Below are 23,583 nucleotides of genomic sequence, written 5' to 3' on the forward strand. Positions count from 1 at the left end.
CGCATGCCGATGTCACCCGACCCGAGGGACCCCCGATGACCCTGCCCGGCAACCGTCTGCTGACCGACTCCGGTCTCGAGAGCGCCCTCGCAGCGCTGCCTCCCGTATACGCGGCAGGCGCCCGCACCCGCCTCCTGCCGCTGAGCGGCGGCCGACTGTCGGTCCCGGAGCACATCCACGAGCCGCTGCTGCTGATGCGGCTGCGCACCCCACTGGCCGATCAGGCCATCGTCGTGAGCTGCGCGCAGACCGGCGCCGAGGAGCTGCCGCCGCTGGTCTTCGCCCCCTTCTCCGGCCCGGGCACCCTGCTGCCGGTGCTGCTGCCCGCGCCGGAAGCCGAGATCACGGTCGCCGTCCACGAGGTAGCGGCGCCGCGCTGCCACGACCAGGTGCCGGACGAGACGGCACACGGACCGGCCCTCGCCCAGGACCGGGCCGCGGAGCTCGTCGAAGGCGTCCTGCTGGAGGGGGTGCTCGCGCGGATCGTGTACCTGGCCTCGCTGGAGAAGCAGCGGATGCTCCGGCAGGCCAGGGAAATCGCCGCCTGCCGGCACGTCGGACTCGCCTTCTCGGGCGCTCTCGACTCGCTCGGCCGCGATCTCGGCGTGTACCGCCTGCCCGACGAGGACGACGACCGGTACCGCGGCCGCCTGAAGATCTTCACCTCCTGGCGGCTGCCGACCCCCGCCGGGCTGGGGCGGGCCCTCAACGGCCCGGGCGCGGACACGGACGGCAACACCGGGCTGCCGGGCGGCTTCGGGGTCACCGCGCGATTCCGCCTGGTGGAGGAGCAGAACCCGCTGGCCCTGGCCATCTGCCTGGTCGATGTCGGCCCCGGCGGGGCGGCCGTCCGCGCCCAGGTCCACGAACTGCTGCGCACCGTGTACCTACTCGACCTCGACCAGCCGCTCCCGGCGCTGGTGCCGCCGGAGCAGCGCCGGGAGCTGGAGGATGTACGCCGGGTGCTGACCACCGAGGTGACCCGGCCCGCCGGCCCGCCCGAGGTGCGGCATCTGGCACCCTCCCTGGCGGTCTGCCTGGCCCGGATGGTCCGCCTGATGCGCGCGCTGGGCGATTCCGGTCCGGTGTCCCTGCTCCGCGCCCACGTGGAGAAAGCCGACCCGCTGCACGAACTGGGCCTGGGCGCGACACTCGGGCGGTTCGGCGCGCAGCGGCTGACAGCGATGGCCGCGGCCGTGGACGGGCTGGCCCGGGCCAAGTCGGAGCTGTCGGCGCTGGCCGCGACACTGGTTCCCCGTCCTTTCGCCGAGGACCCGGTGGGGCGCTGGCTGGCCGAGCCGTGCGGGCTGCGCACCGTGCATCCGCTGACCGACGACGCCTTCTTCGTCTCCAGCCTGCCCATGGCGGGACTCGCCATCGACGGGCCGTCCCGGATGGCCGTCGCCGAACAGGCCGGCTACCAGGCCGGGCACCGGGCGGACGCGACCTGGGGCGGCCTCCACCCGCTGGCCGGCGAGGCCGCGCACCGGGCGGCGACGCGCTTCTCCGAGGCAGGTCTCGGTCCGGCCCCCGCGCAGATCACCGGCGATGCCCTGGCCACCTCCCTACAGGACCTCTCCGGGCGGACCGGAGTGACCCCGCCCGAGGCACTGGCCCCGCTCGTCGCGGGCGACCTGCTCGCCACCGACGGGGCGGCTTTCGCCGCACAGGTCCTCGACGTGGTCGTACTCGACCAGATCGTCGCCTATCCGTTCACCGTGGCCGAGCTCGGTGCCCTCGGCAGCGGCGAGGCGCTGCGCGGTGCCGTGGCCGCGCGGGCCGGACTCCTGCTGGACAGCGGCTTCTACAGCGTGTACGGAGTGTTCGACCGCGAGGCGCAGCGGGTGCTGATGCTGGCCGCGGTGAGCCTGCTGCCCGGCAGGCCCCCCAAGCCGGGCGAGGCGCCGCCCGCCGAGTTCCAGTGGCTCGTCACCGAGGTCCCCCGTCCGCCCCTGCCTGCCACCGACGACCTGCCGCTGTCCCTGGTCAACTCCTCCGGCGGACGCATCCATGCCGTGGCGCAGCGCGAGGGGCTGGCCCTGTTGGTGTGCCTCGGCCATACCCGGCGCGGCCTGGCCGATCCCTACCAGGTGCGGGTTGAGCTGCCCGGCGACGCCCGTCTCGACCGCGAGCAGTACAGCTACGTGATGAACATCCTCGAAACCCTGTGTCCGCTGGGCATCGAGATCAACACCGTCGAACTGCGGCGCGATCACGTCGACTTCGGGGCGGACGTGGCGGGCGATGCCTTCCCCACGCAGGACGCATCGCGCACGTACCGCCGCTACCGGCGCAGGCGCGACGTGGGCAGCCATGCCGAGCGGCCGCTGAACGAGACGTAGGGAGAAGTCATTGGCGGACGACAAGGTAGTGGTGGTGCGGGGCGGGATCACGGCGACCGCGAGCAAGGCGGCTCAGCCCAACGAACTCGTGGAAGGCGCCAACAGCGGGAAGTGGACCGCCGGAGAGGTGAAGGAGGTTGCCTCCAGCACGCTCAGCGTGGGAGGGGCGTTCGTGCTGCACGAGGCGACGTGCGAGTTCGGCTTCTCCGGGGCGAACTCCAGTGGTGTGGCTGTGGTCGGTGCATCGACCGTGACCCTGCAGGCGAGTAACCGCCGTCTGCGGGCCGACGGCCGGGGCGTCCTGCTCGACGGCGACACGGCCAAGGACAAGTACGGCAACACGCTGGCGGCCTCCTCGACGGGGCCGCTCAGCTCCACCTGACCGTACGGATCAGGACTCCTGATACCTCACCCGGAATCCGGTGAGCGTCACCGAGCTGTCGTGCCCCGTGCCGCCGACATGGGCGGTGATGTAGTAGGCCGATTGCGGATCGATCTGCGCCACGGAGGGAGCGGGCTGCCTCTCGCGGAACGCCGCGCTCTCGGACGCCTGGATCCGCACGATCGGGGGCACTTCGCCGCCGCTGCCGTCCAGGCTGCGCCGGGTCAGATCGACTCTGACCTCGGCGGCCTGTGCGATCGTCCCGAATGCCTGGAAGCCCAGGATCCGCCCTGGGGCGGGCAGGGTGACGGGCACGGCTCCCGTGATCCCCACGGTGTCCACCTCGCCGCGCACACTCGCCTTGCCCGGGGTGGTGGACAGGTCCCAGTCCGAGGCGCCGCCGACGGGGGTCAGCAGCGGCGGGACTACGAGCGTGCGCTCGGCCCCGCCGACGCGGACCAGGGAGTCGAGTGCCGCGCTCACGGTTGTGAAGCGATCCCCGATCGTGTCGAGATCCTCCCCAAGCCGCTGGAACCGGATGTTGAATCCGTTGTCACCCGCAGCCGACACCCGGTCGACGGCGTCGATCCAGGGGGTGTGCTTGAAGGTACGCGCGAACGAGATGCCGAAAGCCAAGAGGACCACCTCCTCCGGCGCAGCCCGCCGTTGCTCCGGCCTGCGCCATTCCCATCGTCTGCCCTCCCGGTCCGGCCTGTCCACCGCAGCCGTCGGCGGCCGCCAGGGGCATGGCCGCGGCACGCCAAGTGGCGGACGCACGGCGGGGCTTCCGCAGCCGCAAGAGCCGTCCGTCGACTGGCCTGCCCCCGGCTCCGGGCGCACGATGGAGACATAGGCACTGGCGCCGCGGGTCCGACGCGAGTCCGCGTCACCGGCGCGAGGCCGACCGTGACACACACCGCTTCCCCTTCAGCAGCCAAGTCCCGTACCGCAACCGGCGCGAAGCCCCGGCCATCCGCCACCGCCAAGCCCCGAACCCGGGCGGCGCTCACGCCCGGCGGCACGGAATCGGAAAACCACCCCTGGAAAATACAGCTGGTCGACCACCCCCCGCGTTTCGAGTCGACGTACTTCCAGGCCGCGAAGAAGGCGGCGCACAAGATCCTCGCCGAGATGAGCGAGGACGACCTCCCCTACGGGCCCCGGCCTCCCGGCGCCGAGCACTGGGAGATGCACCACGGCGGCAGTCTGTGGGTCAAGGGGGCCAGTAGCTGGCGGATGTACCGCGCGCGGGTGGGCATCGAGTGGAGCATGCAGTTCTGCGCCGACCCGGCGAAGGTGGACCGGCTGCGGCAGGAGGCCGCCGAGCTCATCGGCGCCTTCCCGGACACCCTGCCCGCCCTTGGGGAACTGGGCTACAAAGGCGCCGAAGAACTGCTGCGCACTCCGATCACGGACGCCGACGGCGTCGAGCGGTGGACCGACTCGTTGTTCAACGCGTGCGTGCCGATGAGCCACGGCAACCACCACGGCATCCTGCCCACAGTGCCCGGCGAACACCACTACCCGTGGCCCGTCAAGGGCGCGGACTTCGTCCGGTACGACGACTTCCAGCTGTGGGTGAACCTGCCCGACGGCACCCACGGCGCAGTGGCGCCGGTGGACCGGCGCGGATCGGGCGACGGGCACGTACGCCTGGTGCACGCCCCCGAGGGGAGCACGGCGGGCGACACCCTCGCCAGGGCCCAGAACCTCGGGAAGATGGCGGTCTTCCCGGCCAACAGCCCCGTCGCCCTGAAGGCGTTCAAGCAACAGATCGAGCCCGGGCGGCGCACCGCGACCGGCCCCCTGGCCACGGCCACGGCGCCGCGGCGGGGCCGAGCGACCCGGCGCACCACCACCAGGCGCACCGGTTAGGAACGGGCATGCCACGCCGGATCGTCATCTGCCTCGACGGAACGGGCAACCAGGTCGGCGCCCGCCACCCGACCAACGCGGTCAGGCTGTTCGAGATGCTGGAAGCGGAGGCCCCCGACCGGCAACTCCTCTACTACGACCCCGGCGTGGGCACCATGTCGGCGGCCACGGCCCACGGACCGGCCGGCCGATGGCTCTCCCGCCTGACCGGCCTCGCGTTCGGCACTGGGCTGAAGGCCAACCTCGCCGAGGCCTACACCTACCTGATGCGGCACTGGCAGCCCGGAGACAGGGTCTACGTCTTCGGCTTCAGCCGTGGCGCCTACACCGCGCGCGCCCTCGTCGGGATGCTGAACAAACCGGGCCTCATGCGCCCCGGCTCCGAGAACCTCGCCCCCTACGCGGTGGCGAGGTACGCCTTCAACCAGGACATCGACAAGAGTGAGCAGGAGGTCGCCCGGTTCTCGCACGCCTTCTGCCGGCGCACCGAGAACGAGCCGCTGTGGGCGACCGTGAAACGCAACAACCCCCGGCAGGTCTCGCATCACGCCCTGCCCGTCGACTACCTCGGCCTCTGGGACACCGTGAAGGCAGCCGGCATTCTGCGCCTGGGCACCCTGAACTGGCCCTACACCCACCAACTGCCCAACGCCGCCCGCATCCGGCACGCCGTGTCCCTCGACGAAACACGCCGCCCCTACCGCGAGTTCCTGGTCACTCCCCGCCCCGAACCCCTCCAGGACACCGCCCAGGAGGTCTGGTTCGCCGGCGTGCACTCCGACGTCGGCGGCACCTTCGAACACGCCGAGAACGCCCCCCTGCTCTCCACCATCACCCTCAAGTGGATCACCGACGGGGTCTGCCGCGACCTTGACTTCCGCCCCGGCGCCTACCAGGAAGCCTGCGCGGTGACCGAGGACTTCGCCACCGCCCCGCTTCACGACAACGGCCCCCTCTGGATCCTCGTGGGCCGCCGCACGCGCCCGGTGCCCGAGCACGCGCGGCTGCACACGAGCGTCCGGCTCCGCCGGGAACGGGACCCCAAATACCGTACGGACCTGACCAATCCGGCGAATCCGGAGCCTTGGGCCGACCCCGACTGGACCAAGGCCCAGCCTCTGCCCGGCAGTTGACGCTACGGGCCGCGTGAGTCTCGGTCCGGTGCGGACCCGGCTGTGTCAGCCGCGGAACCGGCCACAGCGGGCCCGTCCCTGACCGCGCAAATGGTTAGACTTCAGCCGAACTTCTGTGTTTCTTGCTGGTCAACAGCCTTGCGGCGGAATAGCGAGGGTTTGGCGTGTGCGGCACAGTCTTGGACGGGCCGTCCCGCGAACGTGTAACCGTGCCGCATGCAATGACAGCGTCCCGAGCAGCTCGTTGTCGTGATCAACGACGTACCGACGAACGCCTAGGACCAAGAACTCGAGGAACTTTTCCTGCGTCCAGGAGCAGTGCGGCCAATTGCTGGCGGCGTCGTGCACTTCGAAGGTCGCTGAGAGGGCATCTCGCGGAAGTTCGTCCAACAGACTGAACCTTTACTGCCCAGCGCGCCCGTGACGGGCAATCGGGACCAGCAGGCCGACGCCCCGACCCCGGGCGTCCCACAAGAGCAGGCCATCGGGAGTACGAGCTACCTCCAGCCGAGGACCCGGCGCTCGGTCACAGCTGGTCCACGCACTCAGTGAACGAGCGGATCAGCAGGGCCCACGAAGCGCCACCGAGGAGACCCACGAAGCACACGGCCAGCGTTGGCCCGAGCAGCGCCTCGAGGATCTTGATAATCACGCCAGCGGCGATTCCCGCGGCCGCGAGCATGAGGGTTCTGTCGGCGTCACGCAGGCTCCGGTTCCATTCCACGACCCGGCGGATGGCGTCGGCACCCAGTGTGCGCAGGTCGTCGATTAGCGCGTCGACGGTGGTCCCGACGTGCCGCGCATAGCAGTCAGCGAATTCCTCGATCGCCATCGAGCTCTCCATTTCCCTCGTTCTCGTAAATCGCCCGCCGCACGCCGCGGCTAGGCGACACCGCCGCCGACCTGCTCGAGCGCCTCGTGCGTCGCCCGGAGCATCTCGGTCAGCCGCATGTTCGAGGTGCGGTCGTAAGCGGCGAGAATCGAGGAGATCTCGGGTGCGACGTTCACTGTCGGATCGGCCAGTACCGAGCACACGGGAAACTCGAGAGAGCCCTCGTCAAACCCTTGACGTACAGCATCGTCGAGCTGGCTGATGTACCCGTCGATGTTGTCGAGTGCGCCGCCGATCACGTCCGGGGCGGGGACACCGACAGGATCCATCTGGATCCCGCGCTGTGACAGCGCGGCCGCAAAGTCCTCGGCAAAGGCCATGAGCATCCTCCTGAGTCGACAACGCCGGCGTTGTTCGAGGAGCCGACCAAGCCCTTAGTCAGATACCACCCTGGTGCAAGCAGGAACTCCCGGGGCAGATAAATCACCCCTTTGACACTCGTGCCAGGTGCTCAGGATTACTGCCTTCGGCGTTTAAGGCGGCCCAGCCGAAACTGGAATGCGGACTTCACAAGGCGGGGCTTGCTCATGTGCCCGTGCCCGAGCTGGCCATGGCCTACTACGCGGACCTTCTGACGGACGAGGTGGAATCTCAGAAGCTGTTGTCTTTCCGTACTTGATCGCAGTGTTGTCGCTGGTCAGGCATGACGCCGGGGTTTCCGTGGCAGACAGAGCACGTCGTGTCGGCGTGGCTGTGGAGGTGCGGGATGCCGTCGGTGATCGGGCTGCTGGAGGAGCGGGAACGAGCTGCCGCTGAGCGGGTGGAAGTACTGCGGACCGAGGCGGACCGGGTTCTGGCCGCGTTGCGGGAAGCGGAACTCGACTGGGAGCGGTTCGTCGTGTCCCGGGAGACTGTGGTCGAGGTTCTCGCCGGCCCGGATGGTGTGTCGGAGGCTGACACGCTGGCATCCGGGGATCCTGAACCGTCGCCGTCGCCGTCGGGTGCGGTGCCGGGGTCGGTGGTGCCTGAATGGTGTGAAGGGCTCGTGGTGTCGGTGCTGTCGCCGGAGTATCAGCGGATCATGACGGTCCTGATCGCTGCGCAACGGGCGCTGTTCTGCCTGGAACTTGCCTCTGAGCTCGGGGTGGAGCCGGTGGCAGCGAAGGTGGAGGGAGTGCGGTCGAAGGCGAACCGGCTGGTGCGGCAAGGGTGGTTGGTCAAGGAGCCCTCGGGCCGGTTCGCGCTCAGGGCCGGCGTGCGAGGCGGCGGGTCATGAGCATCGTCATCGACCACAGGATCATCGCCTCACTGGAGTCGCACCGGCGCTCGTAGTCGCGGACCAGGCGCCGCGAGCGCAACAGCCACCCGAAACTTCTCTCCACCACCCAGCGGCGCGGCAGAACGCGAAATCCGCGCAGGTCATCGCAGCGTCTGACGACGGTGACGATCAGCTGGAGGACGGCCAGGGCCCAGGTGACCAGGACGCCGGTGTAGCCGCCGTCGGCCCACAGCTTCGTGATCGTGGGGAATCGCTCGCGCAGCGCGGGCAGCATGTCGGCGGCGGCCTGCCGGTCGGTGACATGTGCCGGCAGGACCCGGATCTGCAGGAGCAGGCCTATCGTGTCGCAGATCAAGTGCCGGCGCCTGCCATTGATCTTCTTGCCGCCGTCATAGCCCCGGCTGTCCGCCCCCACCACCGCGTCCGCCTTCACGGACTGTGAGTCGATCACCGCAGCCGTCGGCTCCGGATCGCGCCCGGCCCCCTCGCGCACTTTCCCCCGCAGCCGGTCGTGGAGTTCGGTGATCAGCCCGGTTTGGCGCCAGCGCCGCCAGAACGCGTAGACCCGGTCCCAGGCGGGGAAGTCGACCGGCATGTTGCGCCACTTGATCCCGTTGTCCACGACATAGAAGACCGCGTCCAACATCACGCGGTGACAGTAGCCCTCCGGCCTGCCGCCCCGGCCCTCCATCCACGCTGGCACCGGCAGCAACGGCCGAATCTCCTGCCACTCGGCATCCGTCAGGTCCGTGCCGTAGGCCCGGACCCGGTCGGGCTGGTCGGCTGCGTTCCCGAACCGGTGAACGAGGCAATCGCACGCACCGCCGGACGAGTTGAACCCAACAGCTTCGACCGCGTACAACGGTGACAACAGGGCCTCCTGGCGTGATCGGTGTCTCAGCAACTCCGAACTGCACCAGAGGCCCTGTCCTCATGCACGGCCACGACAGAATCACCCGCCCCGAGGGCCACTTTCGATCACACCGCACTCAAGATCGATAGGACAACAGCTTCTCAATCGGGTGTGTCCGCAGCACGGTTGGAGGACTTGTCGACTGCCGAACTGCGGGTGGCGTGGGAGTGGCTGCTGGCCATGGGGGTGCCCGAGCCAAAGGAGGCCCAGGCGGCATGGCTGGCCCCAGTCCGCCAGGGCATGTCCTGGCTGGTACGCAGGAAGGATGGTGTCGGGCTTGGCCAGACCTTGCGCGAGAGGGTGCTTGAGCGATTTGAGCGAGCCCTGTGCGCTCTGATCCTGGAGGTGCATGCCTATACCTCTCGGCCGCAGACTCGGGCGGCAGCGCGGGACCGCGTCGCGGCTGCCATTGCGGGGTGCGGGTCACGGGTCGTTGTGTCGCATTCGCTGGGAACGGTCGTCGCATACGAGACGCTCCATGCCTATCCCGATCTTGAGGTCGAACTCCTGGTGACGTTGGGGTCACCGTTGGGGCTTCCCTCCCTCAGTCGCACGCTCGAGCCCGCGCTGCGGCACGGGAAGGGAGCAAAGCCACACAGGGTGGGGCGCTGGGTGAACATCGCTGACGTGGGTGATCTAGTCGCTCTGCCGTCCGAGCTCGGGGGGATGTTTCCGGTGGACCTCCATCAAAGCGACGACATCGGGTTGCTCGACTCACACACGCTCGACGCCTATCTGAGCAGCGGAATGGCAGCTGCCGCTGTTGCTGCGTATCTCCCGCAGTGACCACCCATCCTGTCAACGGGTATGTGCCCATGATGTGATGCGGTGTTTTGAGTCCAGTGCGCCGCAGTTGTGAGGAGGGGGCGTCGCCAGTGCGCTCATTGGTCATTGGGGCCGGGGGCTTTACGCCGATCTTCATAGACGAGGACGACGTGGCCCAGGGCGAAGAGCCGTTCTCTCATCTGCCCAGCGTGGCCAGTGCGGTCCAGAACGCTGGATCAAGGTCCACGAGCTCCTCGGCCAGGGCGTCGGACTGCTCGACTGCGCCCGCCGCCTGGGCCTGGCCCTGAACACCGTCAAACGCTACGCCCGCATGCCCGAACCCCAGACCCTGCGCATTGCCCCCGCCTACCGGCCCACCCTCGTCGACCCCTACCGCGAGCACCTGCGCCGACGCCGCGCCGAGGAACCGGCCGTCCCGGTCACCCATCTCCTCGAAGAGATCCGGAAGTTGGGCTACACCGGCAGCGCGAACCTCCTGGTCCGCTACCTCAATCACGGCCGCGCCGAAGGCGACCGCCCCGTCACCACCCCGCGCCACGCCAGTCGCCGCCTGCTCACCGACCCCGAAAACCTGCGCCCGAAGGAAACGACCCTGCTGGAGAAGATCGCCGCGGCCTGCCAAGAGATGAGCGCACTCGCCGATCTCATACGAGGCTTCGCCGCCCTGCTGAAACCGGCCAAGGGCAACGATGTGAAACTCGCCGAGTGGATCACAGCGGCCCGTGCTGTCGGTCTGTCCCACCTGCGCAGTTTCACCAACGGCCTGGAAATCGACCGGCCCGCCGTCAACGCCGACCTCACCTCGCCCTACCACAACGGCCGGACCGAAGGAGTCAACACCCGCACCAAGAGGATCATGAGACAGATGCACGGACGCGCCGGATTCGACCTCCTCCGCCACTGCATCCTCCTGCCCTGACAGACACCCGGTCCACCGACTACGGGCCGGACCCGCTCGTTTGACAGACCCCGAACCGATCTCTTGCGGGCGCTCCGCGCCCGTTGCCGCGGCGATGCTCCGCATCGCCATCACCAGATGCGATTCCTCCCCGAGGGGTGAACCCCCGGGGTTCCTCGCAAGAGCACGCTGCCCCCGCCACCTGCGACTATCGCCCGTAAAGGCGTGTCACAGAGCAAGAAATCCTCCTCGCAGGCTCCATAGTCGTTCGCGTGACCGACAAAACGCCAGAGCCAAACCAATCAGACGAAAAGGGCAAGATCGAACGCGGATGGTGGAAGCAGCGCAGATGGGCTGCCGCCGAACTGGGCCCGTGGGAGCAGAAGGAGGGACTCCTCGCGAGGATTGCCGAACTGGAGGCGATCCTGGACGCCGTGGCAATGCGCGCGGCTGCGGACCCCGACCGATCCGACGTTGCACCGACCTACTTGGAAAAGGCCCGCCACGAACTAAGAAAGGCATGCGAAGCTCTCTCGCATCATGCTCATCCAGCCCTCAGAGGTGCGGCACACCTCGGTGTCGCCCAGTCGCATCTCGATGCCACCCAGAACCTCATCATCTGGTTGGCTTCCCCCGAGGACATCAAAGCAATGCTCCCCCAGTTGATCGCCCTGGCTGAGGAGCACTTCCCCTCCAAGGACCCGCGTCGCGTCCGCATCAAGGAAATCGCCAAAGTGGTCCAAACCAACGGCGAGCTCAGCTTGAGCCAGCGCGCCTTCCTTGCCGAGACGGCAAGCCTTGCGCGTCGTCTTCTGCACAAGGAGACACTACGCGTCCGAAGCTTCGTCAGGATCGTCACCGCTGTGACAGGCACCATACTGCTTATCGCGATCGGGATCGCGATCGTTGCCTACAACTGGCCTGGCATGGTCCCGTTGTGCTTCACCCCAGAAGACGGCGCAAAGTTCATGGTTGTCTGCCCCACGCACAGTAGCGCGAGCACCCCGAGCAAGCCGCACACAAACCAGATCGCCCAAACCGCTCAAGCCGGGGACTACCTCGTCATCGAGATTGTCGGCACGGTGTCTGCCGCCATCGCCTCGGCCGCGTCGCTACGTCGGATCCGGGGAACCGCGCTTCCCTATAACGTGCCGCTGGTCATCTCGGCCCTCAAACTGCCCACCGGAGCTCTGACAGCCCCGCTTGGGCTATTGCTCATGCGCGGCGGATTCGTACCGGGCCTCAGCGCGCTCGATTCCTCTGCCCAGATCATCGCGTGGGCCATTGTCTTCGGCTACTCCCAGCAACTGTTCACCAAATTCGTCGACTCTCAGGGCCAGGCGCTTCTGGACTCCGTCCATGGCCCGCACAGTCCACAAACAGGTGAGGATGCAAAGCCATGATGCGGCACCCTCGGCGGCAGCAAGGCTGACTCAAATACTCGTTGCCGATGCCACCTGAGGGGCCACGAAGTTTCCGGACAGGCACCCAATAGGGTTGTCCTGAACAAGGAAACGAGGAAGAAGTGGCGCCACCCAGTAAGTACTCGCCGGAGTTCCGCGAGGAAGCCGTCCAGATCGCGTTGAGGTCAAGCAAGACGATCTCCGAAGTCGCCCGGGAGCTTGAGCTGAACTCGGAGACGCTACGCGGCTGGGTGAAGAAGTACCAGAGGCAGCAGGAACCGGCCCCCGATGCGGAACTGACCGTGAACGAGCGGGCGCGTCTGAAGGAACTCGAACGACGCAACCGCGAGCTGGAGATGGAAGTTACCTTCCTGAAAAAAGCCGCAGCGTACTTCGCGAAGGATCCCCGGTAGCAAGCAAGTACGAGTTCATCGACGAGATGCGACTCGACACCGAGAAGTACGCATACAGCGTCGAGTTCATGTGCGGCCGACTCGGCGTCTCCAGATCCGGCTACTACGACTGGCGATCCCGCCCGGAATCCGCGACAGCTCAGCGGCGCGGAGATCTGAAATTGCTCATCGAGAAAGCCTTCGACATGTCCGACAGCACCTACGGGCACCGGCGCATCCAGGCCCAGCTGCACCGCTGGGGCGTCGCCGCGGGCGTGGAGTTGGTCCGCCGCCTCATGCGCGAACAGGGCCTGGTGCCCTGCCTGCCACGGCCGAAGAGGTTCAACCTCACTCAGGCTGCGGCCGGCCAGGTGCCGGACCTCGTCGGCCGCGACTTCACCGCGGATGCGCCCGGCGAGAAGCTCGTCGGTGACATTACGTATATCGCGACCGGGGAAGGCTGGCTGTACCTCGCAACGGTCATCGACTGCTGTACGAAGGAAGTCATCGGTTATGCGATGGACGACCACTACCAAACCCCACTGATATCCAGGGCAATCCGTAACGCGGCACGGAACAGGAACCTCTCGGCCGGCGCGATATTTCACTCGGATCGCGGAAGTAACTACATGTCAGCCGAGTTCGGGAGGACGCTGGACCGCTTCGCGCTCCGCAGATCTTCCGGCCGCACCGGGATCTGTTTCGACAACGCCATGGCCGAATCATTCTTCGGCGCCCTGAAGAACGAGCGCGTATCAAGGGTGACTTATCTGACCCGCGAGGCCGCCAGGCAGGACGTCACTCGCTACATCGAATTCTGGTACAATCACAAACGCCTCCACTCGGCGGTGGGTTACCGCCCTCCGCGCGAAGTTCACGCCGAGTACGAGAAGTTGCGAATCGTCGCGTGAAATAGACGGTCAGAAGCCTGTCCGGAAAACGCGAGGCCCCTCAACCGAGGACCCTGGTGCGGAGCAGGCTTCGGTCGTCGAGGTCGTGCATGATTGCGGGTTGCTCGGTCGCGCTGGGCGGTAGCTGGTGACGGGATCGGTGCGACCTGTGTCCGTTGTAGTGGTCCTGGTAGTCAGTCAGGACCTTCCTGGCGTGGCTCTCGCCCAGGAGCAGGACGCGGTCGCGGGCCTCGCGGCGGATGGTGCCGATCACGCGTTCGCAATGCGCGTTCATGCGCGGTGCCCGGGGCGCGCTGAGCAGCACCTGCGTGTCCTCGGCGGTGAAGACGGAGAAGACCCGGGCGGCGCCCAGGGTGATCGTCGCCGACAAGCTCCGTTCCTACGGCGCCACCCACCGCGAGGGCATGCCCTCGGTCGAGCACCACTCACACAAGGGCCTCAACAACCGGGCCGAGAACAGCCACCAGCCCACCCGCCAGCGCGAACGCGCGGTGAAGGTCTTCGATCTCTACCACCCGGTGCAACGAACCACCGCTGGTTCATTGGCTGCTCGGGTTGGCGTACCTCCGACCGCTGGCGGACGATGAAGACGGGGGCACTCGGCACCGTGGGACGGACACGGACCGCGGTCGGCACGTGGAGGTCGGACATGGCCCGAGCCGGTTCCCTTGCATCGTCCCCGATTCCCGACTCGCTCAAGCCCGGTGGGATCGAGTCGGAGAACCATCCCTGGAAGATACGGCTGGTCGAGCACCCCAAGCGCTTCGAGTCGTCGTTCTTCCGGGCCGCGAAGAAGACGGCGCACAAGATTCTCGACGAGATCAGCGACACGGATCTGCCATACGGGTCCCGGCCCGCAGGCTCGGAGCACTGGGAGATGCACCACGGAGGCAGCCTCTGGGTCAAGGGAGCCGGCGGCTGGCGGATGTACCGGGCTCGGGTGGGCATCGAGTGGAGCATGCAGTTCTGCGCTGAGCCGGTGAAGGTCGACCGGCTCAGGCAGGAGGCGGCCGAACTCATCGATGCCTTCCCGTTGACCCTGCCCGCCCTCGCCGAGCTGGGGTACGAGGAGGCGGACGCACTGCTGCGCACCCCGATCAAGGACGCGGACGGCGTGGAAGCGTGGACCGACTCGCTGTTCAACGCGTGCGTGCCCATGACCCACGGCAACCACCAGGGGATTCTGCCCAAGGTGCCCGGCGAGCACCACTATCCCTGGCCCGTCAAGGGGGCGGACTTCGTCCGGTACGACGACTTCCAGCTGTGGGTGACCCTGCCCGACGGTACCCATGGCGCCGTCGCTCCGGTGGACCGGCGGGGTTCCGGAGACGGACACGTCCGCCTGGTGCACGTCCCCGAGGGCAGCAGAGCTGCGGACACCCTGGCTGAGGCGCAGGATCAGGGGCTGATGGCGGTGCTGCCGCCGAACAGCTCCGCCGCGCTCCAGGCGTTCGCCGGGCAGATCGACCCCGGACGACGCACCGCGGCCGGCGCCCTGGCCGCGGGCCGGGCGCGCCACAACGGCCGAGGCCCCCGCTAGACCCGCCGGACGAGGAGCCGATATGCCGCGCAGGATCGTCATCTGCCTCGACGGGACGAGTAATCAGGTCGGCGCCCGCCACCCCACCAACGTGGTGCGGCTGTTCGAGATGCTGGAGGCGGACGACCCCACGCGCCAGCTCCTGTATTACGACCCCGGCGTCGGCACCATGTCGTCGGCCATCGCCCGCGGTCCGGTCGACGGCCGGCTGTCCCGTGTGTGCGGTCTCGCCTTCGGCACCGGGCTGAGGACCAACCTGACGGAGGCGTACACGTACTTGATGCGGAACTGGGAGCCCGGCGATCTCGTGTACGTCTTCGGTTTCAGCCGCGGCGCCTACACCGCCCGCGCGCTGGTCGGGATGCTCAACAAGCCCGGACTCATGCGGGCCGGCTCGGAGAATCTCGTCCCCTACGCGGTGGCCAAGTACGCCTTCAACCAGGACATCGACAAAAGCGAGCGGGAGGTGGCCCGGTTCTCGCACGCCTTCTGCCGGCGCACCGACCGCGAGCCGCTGTGGGCGGCGGTCAAACGCAACGATCCACGGCAGGTCTCCCACTACGCGCTGCCGGTCGCCTATCTCGGTGTCTGGGACACGGTGAAGGCGGCGGGCATCCTCCGCCTGGGCGATCTGCAGTGGCCCTACACTCACCAACTCCCCAACGCCTCCCGCATCCGCCACGCCGTTTCCCTCGACGAGAAGCGGCGCCCCTTCCGTGAGTTCCTGGTGAAACGTCGGCCGGAGCCGCTGCGCGACACGGCGCAGGAGGTCTGGTTCGCCGGTGTCCACTCTGATGTCGGCGGCACCTTCGCCCATGAGAAGGGCGATCCCCTGCTCTCGACGATCACCCTCAAGTGGATCTCCGATGGAGTCTGCCAGGACCTGGTCTTCCGCCCCGGCGCATACGCCGAGGCCTGTGCGGTGCGCGAGGAGTTCGCCGACGCGGCCATCCACCACAACGGCCCGTTCTGGATCCTGGCCGGCCGGCGCGCGCGCCGCGTACCCGAGCACGCCGTGCTGCACACAAGCGTCCGGCTCCGCCTGAAGCGAGACCCCAAGTACCGTACGGATCTGTCCGATCCGACCGAGCCACGCCGTTGGGCCGACCCCGAGTGGACCAAGCTCGCCCAGCAGGACGGCTGACAACGCCGGACGTCCTGCTGGGAGTCATGACCAGCTGGGAGTCATGTCGGACCCGAAACGACCACCGGCCGGGCGCTTTTCGAAGTGCAGGTGGGGTCCGGTGGCGTTCCCGGTCGAGCCCACTTCGGCGACCTGTTGCCCGGCCCGAACGGAACCACGGCTGACGTCCCGATGGGAGAGGTGGCAGTACCAGTAGTCGAATCCGCCTGACCTCAGCACGAGGTAGTTGCCGAAACTGCCGTCCTGCCCGACGCGAACGGAACCGCTGACGACGGCGACACAGGACGTACCCTTCGGGGCGGCGTAGTCCGCACCCGTGTGGTAGCCCAGACTCCAGTGGGGTCCCTTCTTGTGGTACGAGGTTGTCACTGGGTGTCCTGGCACGGGAGAGGAAACGCGCCCACCCGCGCCACTCGTCGCCGGGACGTGGAGCCGGTCCCAGGACTGCCGGCCGGGTATGCCGTCGGCGTCACTCGCCGAGAGACCGATCTTGTGCTGCCAGGCGGCGTAGGACTGGCGGTCGGTGTTGGTCCACTGGGGGCCTGGGCCCGTCGTGTACTTCCCACACCCTTCCGCGACGAGTCGTTTCCCCATGGCAGTGATGATCGGACTGCGTCGGCCTATATGGAAGAACGCAGCTCCAGGGAAAGGCTCTTGCGCAGGCATGACTCTCTCCTCAATAGGGATGGGGCGGGAGGTGCGGATTTGCCTGCTGGACCCGCGAGATGTCTCCGTATCTCCGCCAGATGTAGTTGATGGCAGCTGCGACGTTCGCAACCGGGTCATAGATCCGGTTCGTCGTACCTGCCTGGTGATTTTCGGCGAAGGTGTCGGGAATCACCTGCGCATACCCGCGGGAACAGTTGAGTCTCGCCCCGTCCACCTGTCGCGGCCCCGTGGCGTTCACGTCGTTCTGATTCACCGCGTTGGCATCGAAACTCGACTCCCGCTGTATGAGGGTGAGCAGGTTCGCGTCATTACCGACCCCGGTGACCCATTCCGTCGGGGCACCTGTTCGCTCGCACGCCTCCAGCGCAAACGTGCGGGCGGTACCCTCGTCCTTGCTGATCCCGGAATTCTTTGTGCACAGGACGGAACTCGTGGCGACAGACCCGGTATGCCGACAATCCACACTGAACCCAGCTGTGGCACCGAGTTTTCTCAGAGAGGAGCAGCCGGGGAATCCGTCCGCATCAGAGCCGTTGAGGCCGATCGACCGCTGCCAGGCAGCGTAGGCGGACTTCGTCTGCGGGCCGAACAAGCCTGTGGCTCCTGAAGGGATACTGAAACCGGCTTCGATCAGTGCGCTCTGCAAGGCCTTTACATCGTTGTTGGTCTTGCCGAATCGCACGTTCGAAAGGGAGACCATTGGGATCCTCCTCAACTTGGAGGCCAATTCAAGCGATTCCCACAGCCGGTCAGGCTTCGCGCAGCGCCCCACACACGGGTACTCCTCGCGAGATTTTCTTTCTCCGCGATGCTGTTACGCTCCAATTCCAGCGTGCGCCGACTGGTCTTGTCCCGCAAACGGAGCAACGCACCGAGTCCGCCGCGGGGCCCTGGAGACTGCCGTCAGACGTTGGGGACGCGCAGCCTGTCCCAGCTCGCTTTGCCAGGGGTGCCGTTGGCGGCGCTGCCGGAGTAGCCCAGCTTCTTCTGCCAGGCGGTGTAGGACCTTGCGTCACCCGCCCCCCACACAGCGATGTTGCTGCTGGACCTGTACCGGTCGCAGTCCTCGGCCACGAGCCGATGGTGCATCGCGGCGATGATCGGCGATTTCCGTCCGGCTTGGAAGAAGGATGGGCTGGGAAACGGTTCGAACTCCGTGCGATCAGCGGGTCCCCCGCCCGGTTCGCCCGGCTGCTCCCGCGCGAACGCGGGCCAGGACCCGGGGTCGATGTGGTTGTTCTCCGGGACATGGGCGTGCGCGTACCAGCCGCCCCGGGAACTCCAGACGTCTGGTGAGCGGGCCGAGACGAAGTCGGTCGGACGGCCCATGGGCCAGGTGTCCGGCACACCCCAGGAGCGTACCCATGCGTTGAGTTCGCTCCAGCCCTTGCAGGGGGTGTCGGTCAGCCCGGCGCACACTCGGCCGTCGGCACGACAGTGCGGGAAGAAGAGAGCTTCGATCTGGAGAACGACTTCGCCGGCACGGTTGGTGCGCGTACCACCGGGAGCATCTTCGAGCGCTTTGCTGCGGGAGGTAGCAGGCAAGAACTGGGCGAACGCGCCAGTGAAGGGATCCCACAGGATATGCGGCGCCAGGCCCTTTCCGCCGTGGGTGAAGAAGTTTTGGAGGCGGGCGAATGGCACGAGATCCTGCGGGGCTTCCGTGGTGGCATCCCGGTCCGCGGTGATATGTGCGATTGCCTTCGGCGGAAACGCCGGGTCACACGGCGCGTGATCGCCGAGGTCCATCTTGATGGCCTGTGGCATCCATATATCGGGCATGTCAGCAGAATGCCTGACATATGCACGATCGCGCGACCGGAAACCGTCTCACGCTGTCGAGCCTCGCCCCGAAACTCACGCCGGGTTACGCCAACTCGCCCTGGCTTTCGGGGCATTGGCCTCGATGCCGGCGCCGAGGCCAATACCGCCCCCCTCGGTGCGACCTGCCTGTAGTGACGGGCCACGGCCGGAGCTGCTGGACGCTGAGTTGCAGGCCTCTGGTGACGGGCGGAAACTGAAGCCATAGCACGCGCGCGCATGGATCGCCCGTTGAAACCGGAAGCGTCTTCTCCTCCAGGGAGAGAACTCCATGCTCGGCACAGCAATTGGCCACCTTCGGCATGAAGACGTTCTCGCGCCGCGGCATCTCGAGGCGGACGTGCGTGCTCTTCAGGCAGTGGATCACGTCGTCCCCCTTGAGTGTGTCCGTTCCCAGCACCACGGTGGCAGCGTCTTGTCCGTCGCGGGCGTGGCCGCTCGTGGCGGCATCTGACGGGCCGACAGCACTTTGTTCACCAGACCGCCTTGACGTGCGCACACGGGTGCGAGCGTCAGGCGGATGAGGTGCGCTACCGCCATCCGCACCGATCGGAGCACATCCCATGACTGACGACATCCGGCGTTCCTCGCTCAGGTCCGTGGCCACGACGCCGTGCGCGATCGTGCCACCGCATCTGCTCAACCGGCTGGCCCGAGCTGAGGAGCCGGCCGTGCACGAGCCTGCCCGCCGCACCCTTGCGCTCGACGCGGCACAACGCGTCCAACGCAGGCTGACGGCCGAGATCGGCCCGACCGCCGCCCTGCCGTCGCGCGGCTCCGACCACTCCGACCGCACCGTCTGCGACGTCGAGCACCGGCAGGAGTTGCCCGGCAGACGCATACGCGGAGAGGGCGAGGCCGACGTACCGGATACCTCGGTCAATTACGCCTACGACGGCCTTGGAGCCACCTTCGACTTCTATCTGCAGGCCCTGTCCCGCTCGTCCATCGACGGGGCCGGCCTCCCGCTGGACGCCAGCGTTCACTACCGCCGGGACTACGACAATGCCTTCTGGGACGGCGAGCAGATGGTCTTCGGTGACGGGGACGGGCGCATCTTCGGCGACTTCACTCAGTCCCCCGACGTCATCGGCCATGAGCTCACCCACGGTGTCACCCAATACACCGCCAATCTGACCTACATGGGTCAGTCCGGAGCCCTGAACGAGCATTTGTCCGACGTGTTCGGGTCCCTGGTCGAGCAGTACGCCAAGGGCGAGACGATCGAGGAGGCGAACTGGCTGATCGGAGAGGAACTGCTGCGCCCCGGAGTGCAGGGCGTCGCGCTGCGCTCGATGAAGGCGCCCGGCACCGCGTACGACGACGATGAGCTCGGCAAGGATCCGCAGCCTGCCCACATGAACGACTTTGTACAGACTTTCGCCGACAACGGCGGCGTGCACATCAACTCGGGCATCCCCAACCACGCTTTCTACCTCGCCGCGACTCAGCTCGGCGGCCACGCCTGGGACGGCGCCGGCCGTATCTGGTACGACGTGCTCACCGGTGGCGAACTCACCGGCGACGCCGACTTCACGTCCTTCGCACGGCTGACCGCGGACGCCGCCGACGCCTACGGGCCGCAGGAGCGCGATGCGGTACTGCTGGCGTGGGATGCGGTCGGCGTACCCACGGACGGGCTGAGTCGGCCAGTGACCCAGTAGAACTGCGCGCCTGCGTGATCGGCGCGAAGGGCTTGTGCACCTACGGCTGGGCGCTCATCCCCGCCGACGAGTACCAGCACGAGTTTCTCGTTCGCCGCAGCATCGACGACAGCGAACCTCCAGTCCGGAACCCGAAGGGGACTCATTCGTGTAGGCCGTCCAGCGGCATCCGGATGGTGATCCGAATGATCACCACGGACGATGGTGCTCGAGTCCCGGCGCAGCACCAGCTCTCCTGGTCCGCGCGGGGATCGGATGCTCCGCGACGCCACCGCGAGGTACCTGCCGCAGGAAGTAAGCCGGCAGGGGCTCGCCGGACGGCGCTCCATCCGTGCAGCGCCCCAGTGACGTTCGAAGGAGACACCTCTTGGGTTCAGTTGGCGTAGGCCGGTGCCGACCGGCGGGACCTTGCACCAGCCGGCTCGGGTGTGCTTCCGGTCGCGGTCACCATCAAAGCGGACGGCACTCCCGCATCGGCCTGTGGCGTCGGGAGCTGACCACGTGAAGGTTCCCCTCTGGTCCGGCGTCGGATCCCGTCTGCGGGAGTTGCTGGTCCCGACGAGCAACAGGCGCTCACCGGCAACCGTGGTATTGATCGTGGTGGTTCTGCTTCTGACGGGGCTGCCGCTGGGCTGGCTCGGCTTCGAAGACCTCGTCGGCGCCCTGACCTACGCGGGTCGCATCACCGGTGCCATCCTCATCCTGGTCTCGGTCACCACACTGGTGGGCGCCGTCGCGGCCTGGGACCACTGGTTCCGAAACCGCATTCCCTACTCGGGAACGGTCGCCCTGATCGGCACGGTCGCGGCATTCTTGACCAACGCCGCGCTTTTACTAATGACGTTCAAGGACGTCGATTCCACGGCCTACCGGGTGCTGTGGTGCCTGATCACGGCGGGTTGCGCCTGGGCTGTCTTCGCGGTGTGGCGGACATCGGTCGAGATCCCCGCTCCGAGGCGGGTGGCCGCGGCGCTGATCGCCACCGGGCTCATCGCACTGGCGAACTTCGGCTACGAGCGTCTCTACCAGCCGTCCCAGAACGGCGCCAGACCCCTCATCACGATCACCGTGGGAAAGCCTGTGCTGAGGCAGGACCGTAAGGCGTTCGCGTTGCCGGTCGACATCAGGGCCGAGAACCGCAGCGATGTGGGCTTCTACGTGCTCGGCACCGAGTTCCACGCCATGGGGGAACGAGTGCAGATCAGCGCGACGGACCGGAAGCGCGAGCAGTGGCGCGACGATGCCGAGAAGTGGCGCACGTTCCAGGAGACCCACCCGCTCTCCCGCCGGGAGATCCAGCAGCCCGGCGAGCTGGTCGCGGCGCAGCCATGGGCGCCCCCCGGACACTGGATCGAGCCGGGTGACACGTTCGTCAGCCAGACGGTCGTGCAACTGCCCATGGACACGCCGTACGACCAGTTGGCGTTCTACGCCAACGGGAGCTTCGCACGCAAGGACAGACTCGGCCTGTCGCAGATGCAACTGACCGGGTACTCCTGGAGCGACGGCAAGGTGCCCAATTGGGTGAAGTCGACAAAGGGTGTCGACAACGTCGTCTACCGCGGCCGGGTGTACGAGAACAACGCGATCGCCGCGCATACCAGGGACACCCGTTACGTCACCGTCTACTGGCAGTTCGGTGTGCATGGCGCAGACCTGCTGCAAACCATCAGGCGAAACGGCGAGGAAAGCCGCATCAACAGCGAACCGGAAGACCGCGCGTTGGAGAGCCGGTACGGCATCGTCGACTCCAGGCAGGGCCCGATCGAACGGACCCTGTGGGATATCAAGGGCCGGCACTGACCGGCATGAGCGCGCGGGAGCACTGGTCCGATCTCTCCAGCCACACCACCAGGGCGAGAGAGCTGTTCATACGATCCCAGGAGTATGAGTCCCCGATGCCGAGCTGCGCCTCCCGCACCGCCCGGCACAGCGTCTCGACGTCGAACATCTCCGCGATCAACGGATGCCGCGCGGAGCGGCAGAGGTCGATGAGTTCGTCGCCGTGTGTCCGCAAGCCGCGGGCGTAGAGTTCGTCGAAGGGGACCTTGACCGTTCGGCCGAGGATCCGGGGCGGGAGCAGATCTGCCATGGCCTCGCGCAGAACCGCCTTCGGACGGCCTGGATGGAACGTGGCTTCGGCGGGGAGGCGGCGCATCGTGGCGATGACCTCCGGGTCGAGGAAAGGGTGCGAGAGGAAGAATCCGTCCTGCCGTGCGCAGCGCCAGGAGAGCGGGTCCGGAGCGGCGATGTAGTTGGCCGCGTCGTAGAGCGACTGTTCCGGTCGGCGTCCGAACACGAAGCGGCTCTCCGCGACACTGGCCTCCCGGTAGCCGTGAGCCCGCGCGAATCCGGATCGCAGCCATCGGGGGCGGGCGAAGTTGCCGAGGCCGCCGAGCACCGTTCCGCGGCGGCGGACGAGCGCGGTGAGCCGTTCGGCGGCCAACGGCACAGTCGGCTGCACTACGTAGGCGGAGAGGACGTCCCGCAAGCCCCGCTCGCCGCCCGTGGCCCAGGCACGTGCCTGCTTCGTCATCTGCCGGAGCTGTCCTGTGCGGGCCAGCCTGTGCAAGTGAAGCGGGTTGGCGTCGACAATCGGATCGGCCCCGCAGCCGGTCATGAGGGTGTCACAGCCCAGTTCCGCCGCGGCGGCATGGAGCCTGCTCCAGAACGGGGCGCGGAAGGCGTGCGCATGAGGCTCGTCCGCGTCCCCCGCGTGGTGCCAAAAGTCGTCGAAGTCGGCCACGTCATCTACATCGATCATCATCGGGTGGGCCGCGGGCACATGACGGCGGATCGCTTCCATCGCCTCGTCGAGGTACGGCTGTTCCTCGGCCAGTTCTCCTCTGCCGAAGCGTCCGGCAAGCAGGACCAGGTCCCCAGGCCGGTCCTGTCCCGCGGCCAGCAGACGTGCCGCGAGCAACGCGACGCCGGTGGAGTCGGTGCCGCCTGAGACATGGCACGCCGTCGTCCTGCCCATACGGCGCCCGACAGCGTTCTCCAGCGCGAGGCGCAGATCCTTCGCGGCGCCGCTGAAGCGGGGACCGTCTGCCCCGGGTAACGACAGGTCGTCCGCCTCACGGACGTGTCGCGGCACCCCACGGCGCATCTGCCCCGTGATCGAAAGTTCCACCACCTCGCCGCCCAGTATCCGGTGCACCCCGGCGAAAGGGGTGAGTTCCGAGTGGGGTTGCGCCATGTTCCCGGTCAGGTACCGGCAGAAGTAGCGACGTTCCAGCTCCGCTCCGGCGCCCAGGCGGCGCGCCGAGGTACTCACCGCGCTCACACGGCCGCCGGACTCCCTGAAGAAAAGGGGGATACGTGCCTGCTCGTCCCGCATCAGCAGGATGCGGTCGTGGTACACCAGGACAGCCGCGTAGTCGCCGGTCGGCAGACGCGAAACGGCTCCCGGCCGGCCGAAGTCGTCGAGGAGGCGGCGCGCACCCGCCATGCGGTCCCGGACCGAGCCGACCCAGCCGGCGACCACCGCGGTTCCGTCCTGGGAGGAGACCGTCGTCACGAGCCCTTGCTCGGCCATGGCCCCGGCTGCCGAGAGCTTCGGTGTGCTCCCGGCCCACTCGAGGCGTAGTGCTTCCACG

General features: G+C 67.6%; 21 protein-coding genes and 3 pseudogenes. 14 read left to right on the forward strand and 10 right to left on the reverse strand.

Annotated features, from left to right (window positions below):
- Positions 1 to 35 precede the first annotated feature (35 nt).
- Together OG456_RS50150 and OG456_RS50155 are read left to right on the forward strand one after the other, a co-directional pair.
- On the forward strand, positions 36 to 2,342 hold the full coding sequence (locus OG456_RS50150) for a hypothetical protein (protein ID WP_266571855.1): 2,307 nt from the start codon (positions 36 to 38) through the stop codon (positions 2,340 to 2,342).
- 10 nt (positions 2,343 to 2,352) lie between these two features.
- Positions 2,353 to 2,724 carry a hypothetical protein gene (locus OG456_RS50155; protein WP_266571857.1) on the forward strand — a complete coding sequence of 124 codons (372 nt, stop codon included), beginning with the start codon at positions 2,353 to 2,355 and terminating at the stop codon, positions 2,722 to 2,724.
- Between the two features lie 9 nt (positions 2,725 to 2,733).
- Here OG456_RS50155 and OG456_RS50160 read toward each other — a convergent pair whose 3' ends face one another.
- The gene (locus OG456_RS50160) at positions 2,734 to 3,360 is read right to left on the reverse strand and encodes a hypothetical protein (protein ID WP_266571858.1); all 627 of its coding nucleotides are present in this window, start codon (positions 3,358 to 3,360) and stop codon (positions 2,734 to 2,736) included.
- Between the two features lie 270 nt (positions 3,361 to 3,630).
- Between OG456_RS50160 and OG456_RS50165 the strand changes: the two genes are divergently transcribed.
- Together OG456_RS50165 and OG456_RS50170 are read left to right on the forward strand one after the other, a co-directional pair.
- Complete coding sequence (locus OG456_RS50165) at positions 3,631 to 4,599, forward strand: DUF6424 family protein (protein WP_266571859.1); 969 nt, start codon at positions 3,631 to 3,633, stop codon at positions 4,597 to 4,599.
- Between the two features lie 8 nt (positions 4,600 to 4,607).
- Positions 4,608 to 5,732 (forward strand): DUF2235 domain-containing protein, encoded by a 1,125-nt coding sequence (locus OG456_RS50170; protein WP_266571860.1) that lies wholly within the window; start codon positions 4,608 to 4,610, stop codon positions 5,730 to 5,732.
- Between the two features lie 526 nt (positions 5,733 to 6,258).
- Here OG456_RS50170 and OG456_RS50175 read toward each other — a convergent pair.
- Entirely contained in the window at positions 6,259 to 6,564 is a 306-nt protein-coding gene (locus OG456_RS50175) for a hypothetical protein (RefSeq protein ID WP_266571861.1), read from the reverse strand.
- Positions 6,565 to 6,614: 50 nt separating this feature from the next.
- Positions 6,615 to 6,944 (reverse strand): hypothetical protein, encoded by a 330-nt coding sequence (locus tag OG456_RS50180; RefSeq protein WP_266571862.1) that lies wholly within the window; start codon positions 6,942 to 6,944, stop codon positions 6,615 to 6,617.
- Between the two features lie 386 nt (positions 6,945 to 7,330).
- Here OG456_RS50180 and OG456_RS50185 point away from each other — a divergent pair, with 386 nt between their 5' ends.
- Positions 7,331 to 7,840: a hypothetical protein gene (locus OG456_RS50185; RefSeq protein ID WP_266571863.1), complete on the forward strand. Its 510-nt coding sequence runs from the start codon at positions 7,331 to 7,333 to the stop codon at positions 7,838 to 7,840.
- On the opposite strand, the gene OG456_RS50190 is transcribed toward OG456_RS50185, so the two are convergent.
- Complete coding sequence (locus tag OG456_RS50190; protein WP_266571894.1) at positions 7,809 to 8,588, reverse strand: IS5 family transposase; 780 nt, start codon at positions 8,586 to 8,588, stop codon at positions 7,809 to 7,811. The genes OG456_RS50185 and OG456_RS50190 overlap by 32 nt on opposite strands.
- A 303-nt stretch (positions 8,589 to 8,891) precedes the next feature.
- Between OG456_RS50190 and OG456_RS50195 the strand changes: the two genes are divergently transcribed.
- The 4 genes and pseudogenes from OG456_RS50195 (at position 8,892) to OG456_RS50210 (ending at position 13,146) form a co-directional block, all read left to right on the forward strand.
- On the forward strand, positions 8,892 to 9,542 hold the full coding sequence (locus tag OG456_RS50195) for a hypothetical protein (protein WP_266571864.1): 651 nt from the start codon (positions 8,892 to 8,894) through the stop codon (positions 9,540 to 9,542).
- A gap of 205 nt (positions 9,543 to 9,747) precedes the next feature.
- A pseudogene (locus OG456_RS50200) lies at positions 9,748 to 10,461 on the forward strand (transposase); the annotation flags it as partial.
- A gap of 251 nt (positions 10,462 to 10,712) precedes the next feature.
- Positions 10,713 to 11,843, forward strand: coding sequence for a hypothetical protein (locus OG456_RS50205; protein ID WP_266571865.1), 1,131 nt, complete (start codon positions 10,713 to 10,715; stop codon positions 11,841 to 11,843).
- 122 nt (positions 11,844 to 11,965) lie between these two features.
- Positions 11,966 to 13,146, forward strand: a protein-coding gene (locus OG456_RS50210; protein WP_266571866.1) for an IS3 family transposase whose coding sequence is annotated in 2 segments (ribosomal slippage) — positions 11,966 to 12,230 and positions 12,230 to 13,146 — 1,182 coding nt in all. Because the reading frame shifts where the segments join, the coding sequence is not laid out codon by codon here.
- A 40-nt stretch (positions 13,147 to 13,186) separates the two neighbouring features.
- Here OG456_RS50210 and OG456_RS50215 read toward each other — a convergent pair.
- Positions 13,187 to 13,450, reverse strand: coding sequence for an integrase core domain-containing protein (locus tag OG456_RS50215; protein WP_266571867.1), 264 nt, complete (start codon positions 13,448 to 13,450; stop codon positions 13,187 to 13,189).
- Positions 13,451 to 13,493: 43 nt separating this feature from the next.
- Here OG456_RS50215 and OG456_RS50220 point away from each other — a divergent pair.
- From OG456_RS50220 to OG456_RS50230, 3 genes and pseudogenes are all read left to right on the forward strand, one after another.
- Positions 13,494 to 13,640: pseudogene (locus OG456_RS50220) on the forward strand (IS6 family transposase); the annotation flags it as partial.
- 155 nt (positions 13,641 to 13,795) lie between these two features.
- Complete coding sequence (locus OG456_RS50225; RefSeq protein ID WP_266571868.1) at positions 13,796 to 14,686, forward strand: DUF6424 family protein; 891 nt, start codon at positions 13,796 to 13,798, stop codon at positions 14,684 to 14,686.
- Between the two features lie 22 nt (positions 14,687 to 14,708).
- A complete protein-coding gene (locus OG456_RS50230; protein WP_266571869.1) occupies positions 14,709 to 15,830 on the forward strand; it encodes a DUF2235 domain-containing protein in 1,122 nt (373 codons plus the stop codon).
- Between the two features lie 24 nt (positions 15,831 to 15,854).
- Here the strand turns inward: OG456_RS50230 and OG456_RS50235 are convergent, their stop codons facing one another.
- The 4 genes and pseudogenes from OG456_RS50235 to OG456_RS50250 form a co-directional block, all read right to left on the reverse strand.
- Complete coding sequence (locus tag OG456_RS50235) at positions 15,855 to 16,214, reverse strand: M23 family metallopeptidase (protein ID WP_266571895.1); 360 nt, start codon at positions 16,212 to 16,214, stop codon at positions 15,855 to 15,857.
- Positions 16,215 to 16,250: 36 nt separating this feature from the next.
- Positions 16,251 to 16,490: pseudogene (locus OG456_RS50240) on the reverse strand (peptidoglycan-binding protein); the annotation flags it as partial.
- A 16-nt stretch (positions 16,491 to 16,506) separates the two neighbouring features.
- Entirely contained in the window at positions 16,507 to 17,199 is a 693-nt protein-coding gene (locus tag OG456_RS50245; RefSeq protein WP_266571871.1) for a transglycosylase SLT domain-containing protein, read from the reverse strand.
- Between the two features lie 203 nt (positions 17,200 to 17,402).
- Complete coding sequence (locus OG456_RS50250; RefSeq protein ID WP_266571873.1) at positions 17,403 to 18,281, reverse strand: peptidoglycan-binding protein; 879 nt, start codon at positions 18,279 to 18,281, stop codon at positions 17,403 to 17,405.
- A gap of 602 nt (positions 18,282 to 18,883) precedes the next feature.
- On the opposite strand from OG456_RS50250, the gene OG456_RS50255 reads away from it, so the two are divergent.
- On the forward strand, positions 18,884 to 19,984 hold the full coding sequence (locus OG456_RS50255) for a M4 family metallopeptidase (protein WP_266571874.1): 1,101 nt from the start codon (positions 18,884 to 18,886) through the stop codon (positions 19,982 to 19,984).
- A gap of 501 nt (positions 19,985 to 20,485) precedes the next feature.
- Positions 20,486 to 21,787: a hypothetical protein gene (locus tag OG456_RS50260; RefSeq protein ID WP_266571875.1), complete on the forward strand. Its 1,302-nt coding sequence runs from the start codon at positions 20,486 to 20,488 to the stop codon at positions 21,785 to 21,787.
- Here OG456_RS50260 and OG456_RS50265 read toward each other — a convergent pair.
- Complete coding sequence (locus tag OG456_RS50265; RefSeq protein WP_266571876.1) at positions 21,771 to 23,582, reverse strand: asparagine synthase-related protein; 1,812 nt, start codon at positions 23,580 to 23,582, stop codon at positions 21,771 to 21,773. The two genes, OG456_RS50260 and OG456_RS50265, sit on opposite strands and share 17 nt — an antisense overlap.
- Position 23,583: the final 1 nt, after the last annotated feature.

This window comes from Streptomyces sp. NBC_01446, from assembly GCF_026340095.1.
Taxonomy (GTDB): domain Bacteria; phylum Actinomycetota; class Actinomycetes; order Streptomycetales; family Streptomycetaceae; genus Streptomyces; species Streptomyces aureus.

Coding starts and splice junctions, on each gene's coding strand:
- OG456_RS50185 (WP_266571863.1), top strand. CDS start 7,331: ATGCCGTCGGTGATCGGGCTGCTGGAGGAGCGGGAACGAGCTGCCGCT.
- OG456_RS50150 (WP_266571855.1), top strand. CDS start 36: ATGACCCTGCCCGGCAACCGTCTGCTGACCGACTCCGGTCTCGAGAGC.
- OG456_RS50255 (WP_266571874.1), top strand. CDS start 18,884: ATGACTGACGACATCCGGCGTTCCTCGCTCAGGTCCGTGGCCACGACG.
- OG456_RS50225 (WP_266571868.1), top strand. CDS start 13,796: ATGGCCCGAGCCGGTTCCCTTGCATCGTCCCCGATTCCCGACTCGCTC.
- OG456_RS50170 (WP_266571860.1), top strand. CDS start 4,608: ATGCCACGCCGGATCGTCATCTGCCTCGACGGAACGGGCAACCAGGTC.
- OG456_RS50245 (WP_266571871.1), bottom strand. CDS start 17,199: ATGGTCTCCCTTTCGAACGTGCGATTCGGCAAGACCAACAACGATGTA.
- OG456_RS50175 (WP_266571861.1), bottom strand. CDS start 6,564: ATGGCGATCGAGGAATTCGCTGACTGCTATGCGCGGCACGTCGGGACC.
- OG456_RS50250 (WP_266571873.1), bottom strand. CDS start 18,281: ATGCCCGATATATGGATGCCACAGGCCATCAAGATGGACCTCGGCGAT.
- OG456_RS50180 (WP_266571862.1), bottom strand. CDS start 6,944: ATGGCCTTTGCCGAGGACTTTGCGGCCGCGCTGTCACAGCGCGGGATC.
- OG456_RS50230 (WP_266571869.1), top strand. CDS start 14,709: ATGCCGCGCAGGATCGTCATCTGCCTCGACGGGACGAGTAATCAGGTC.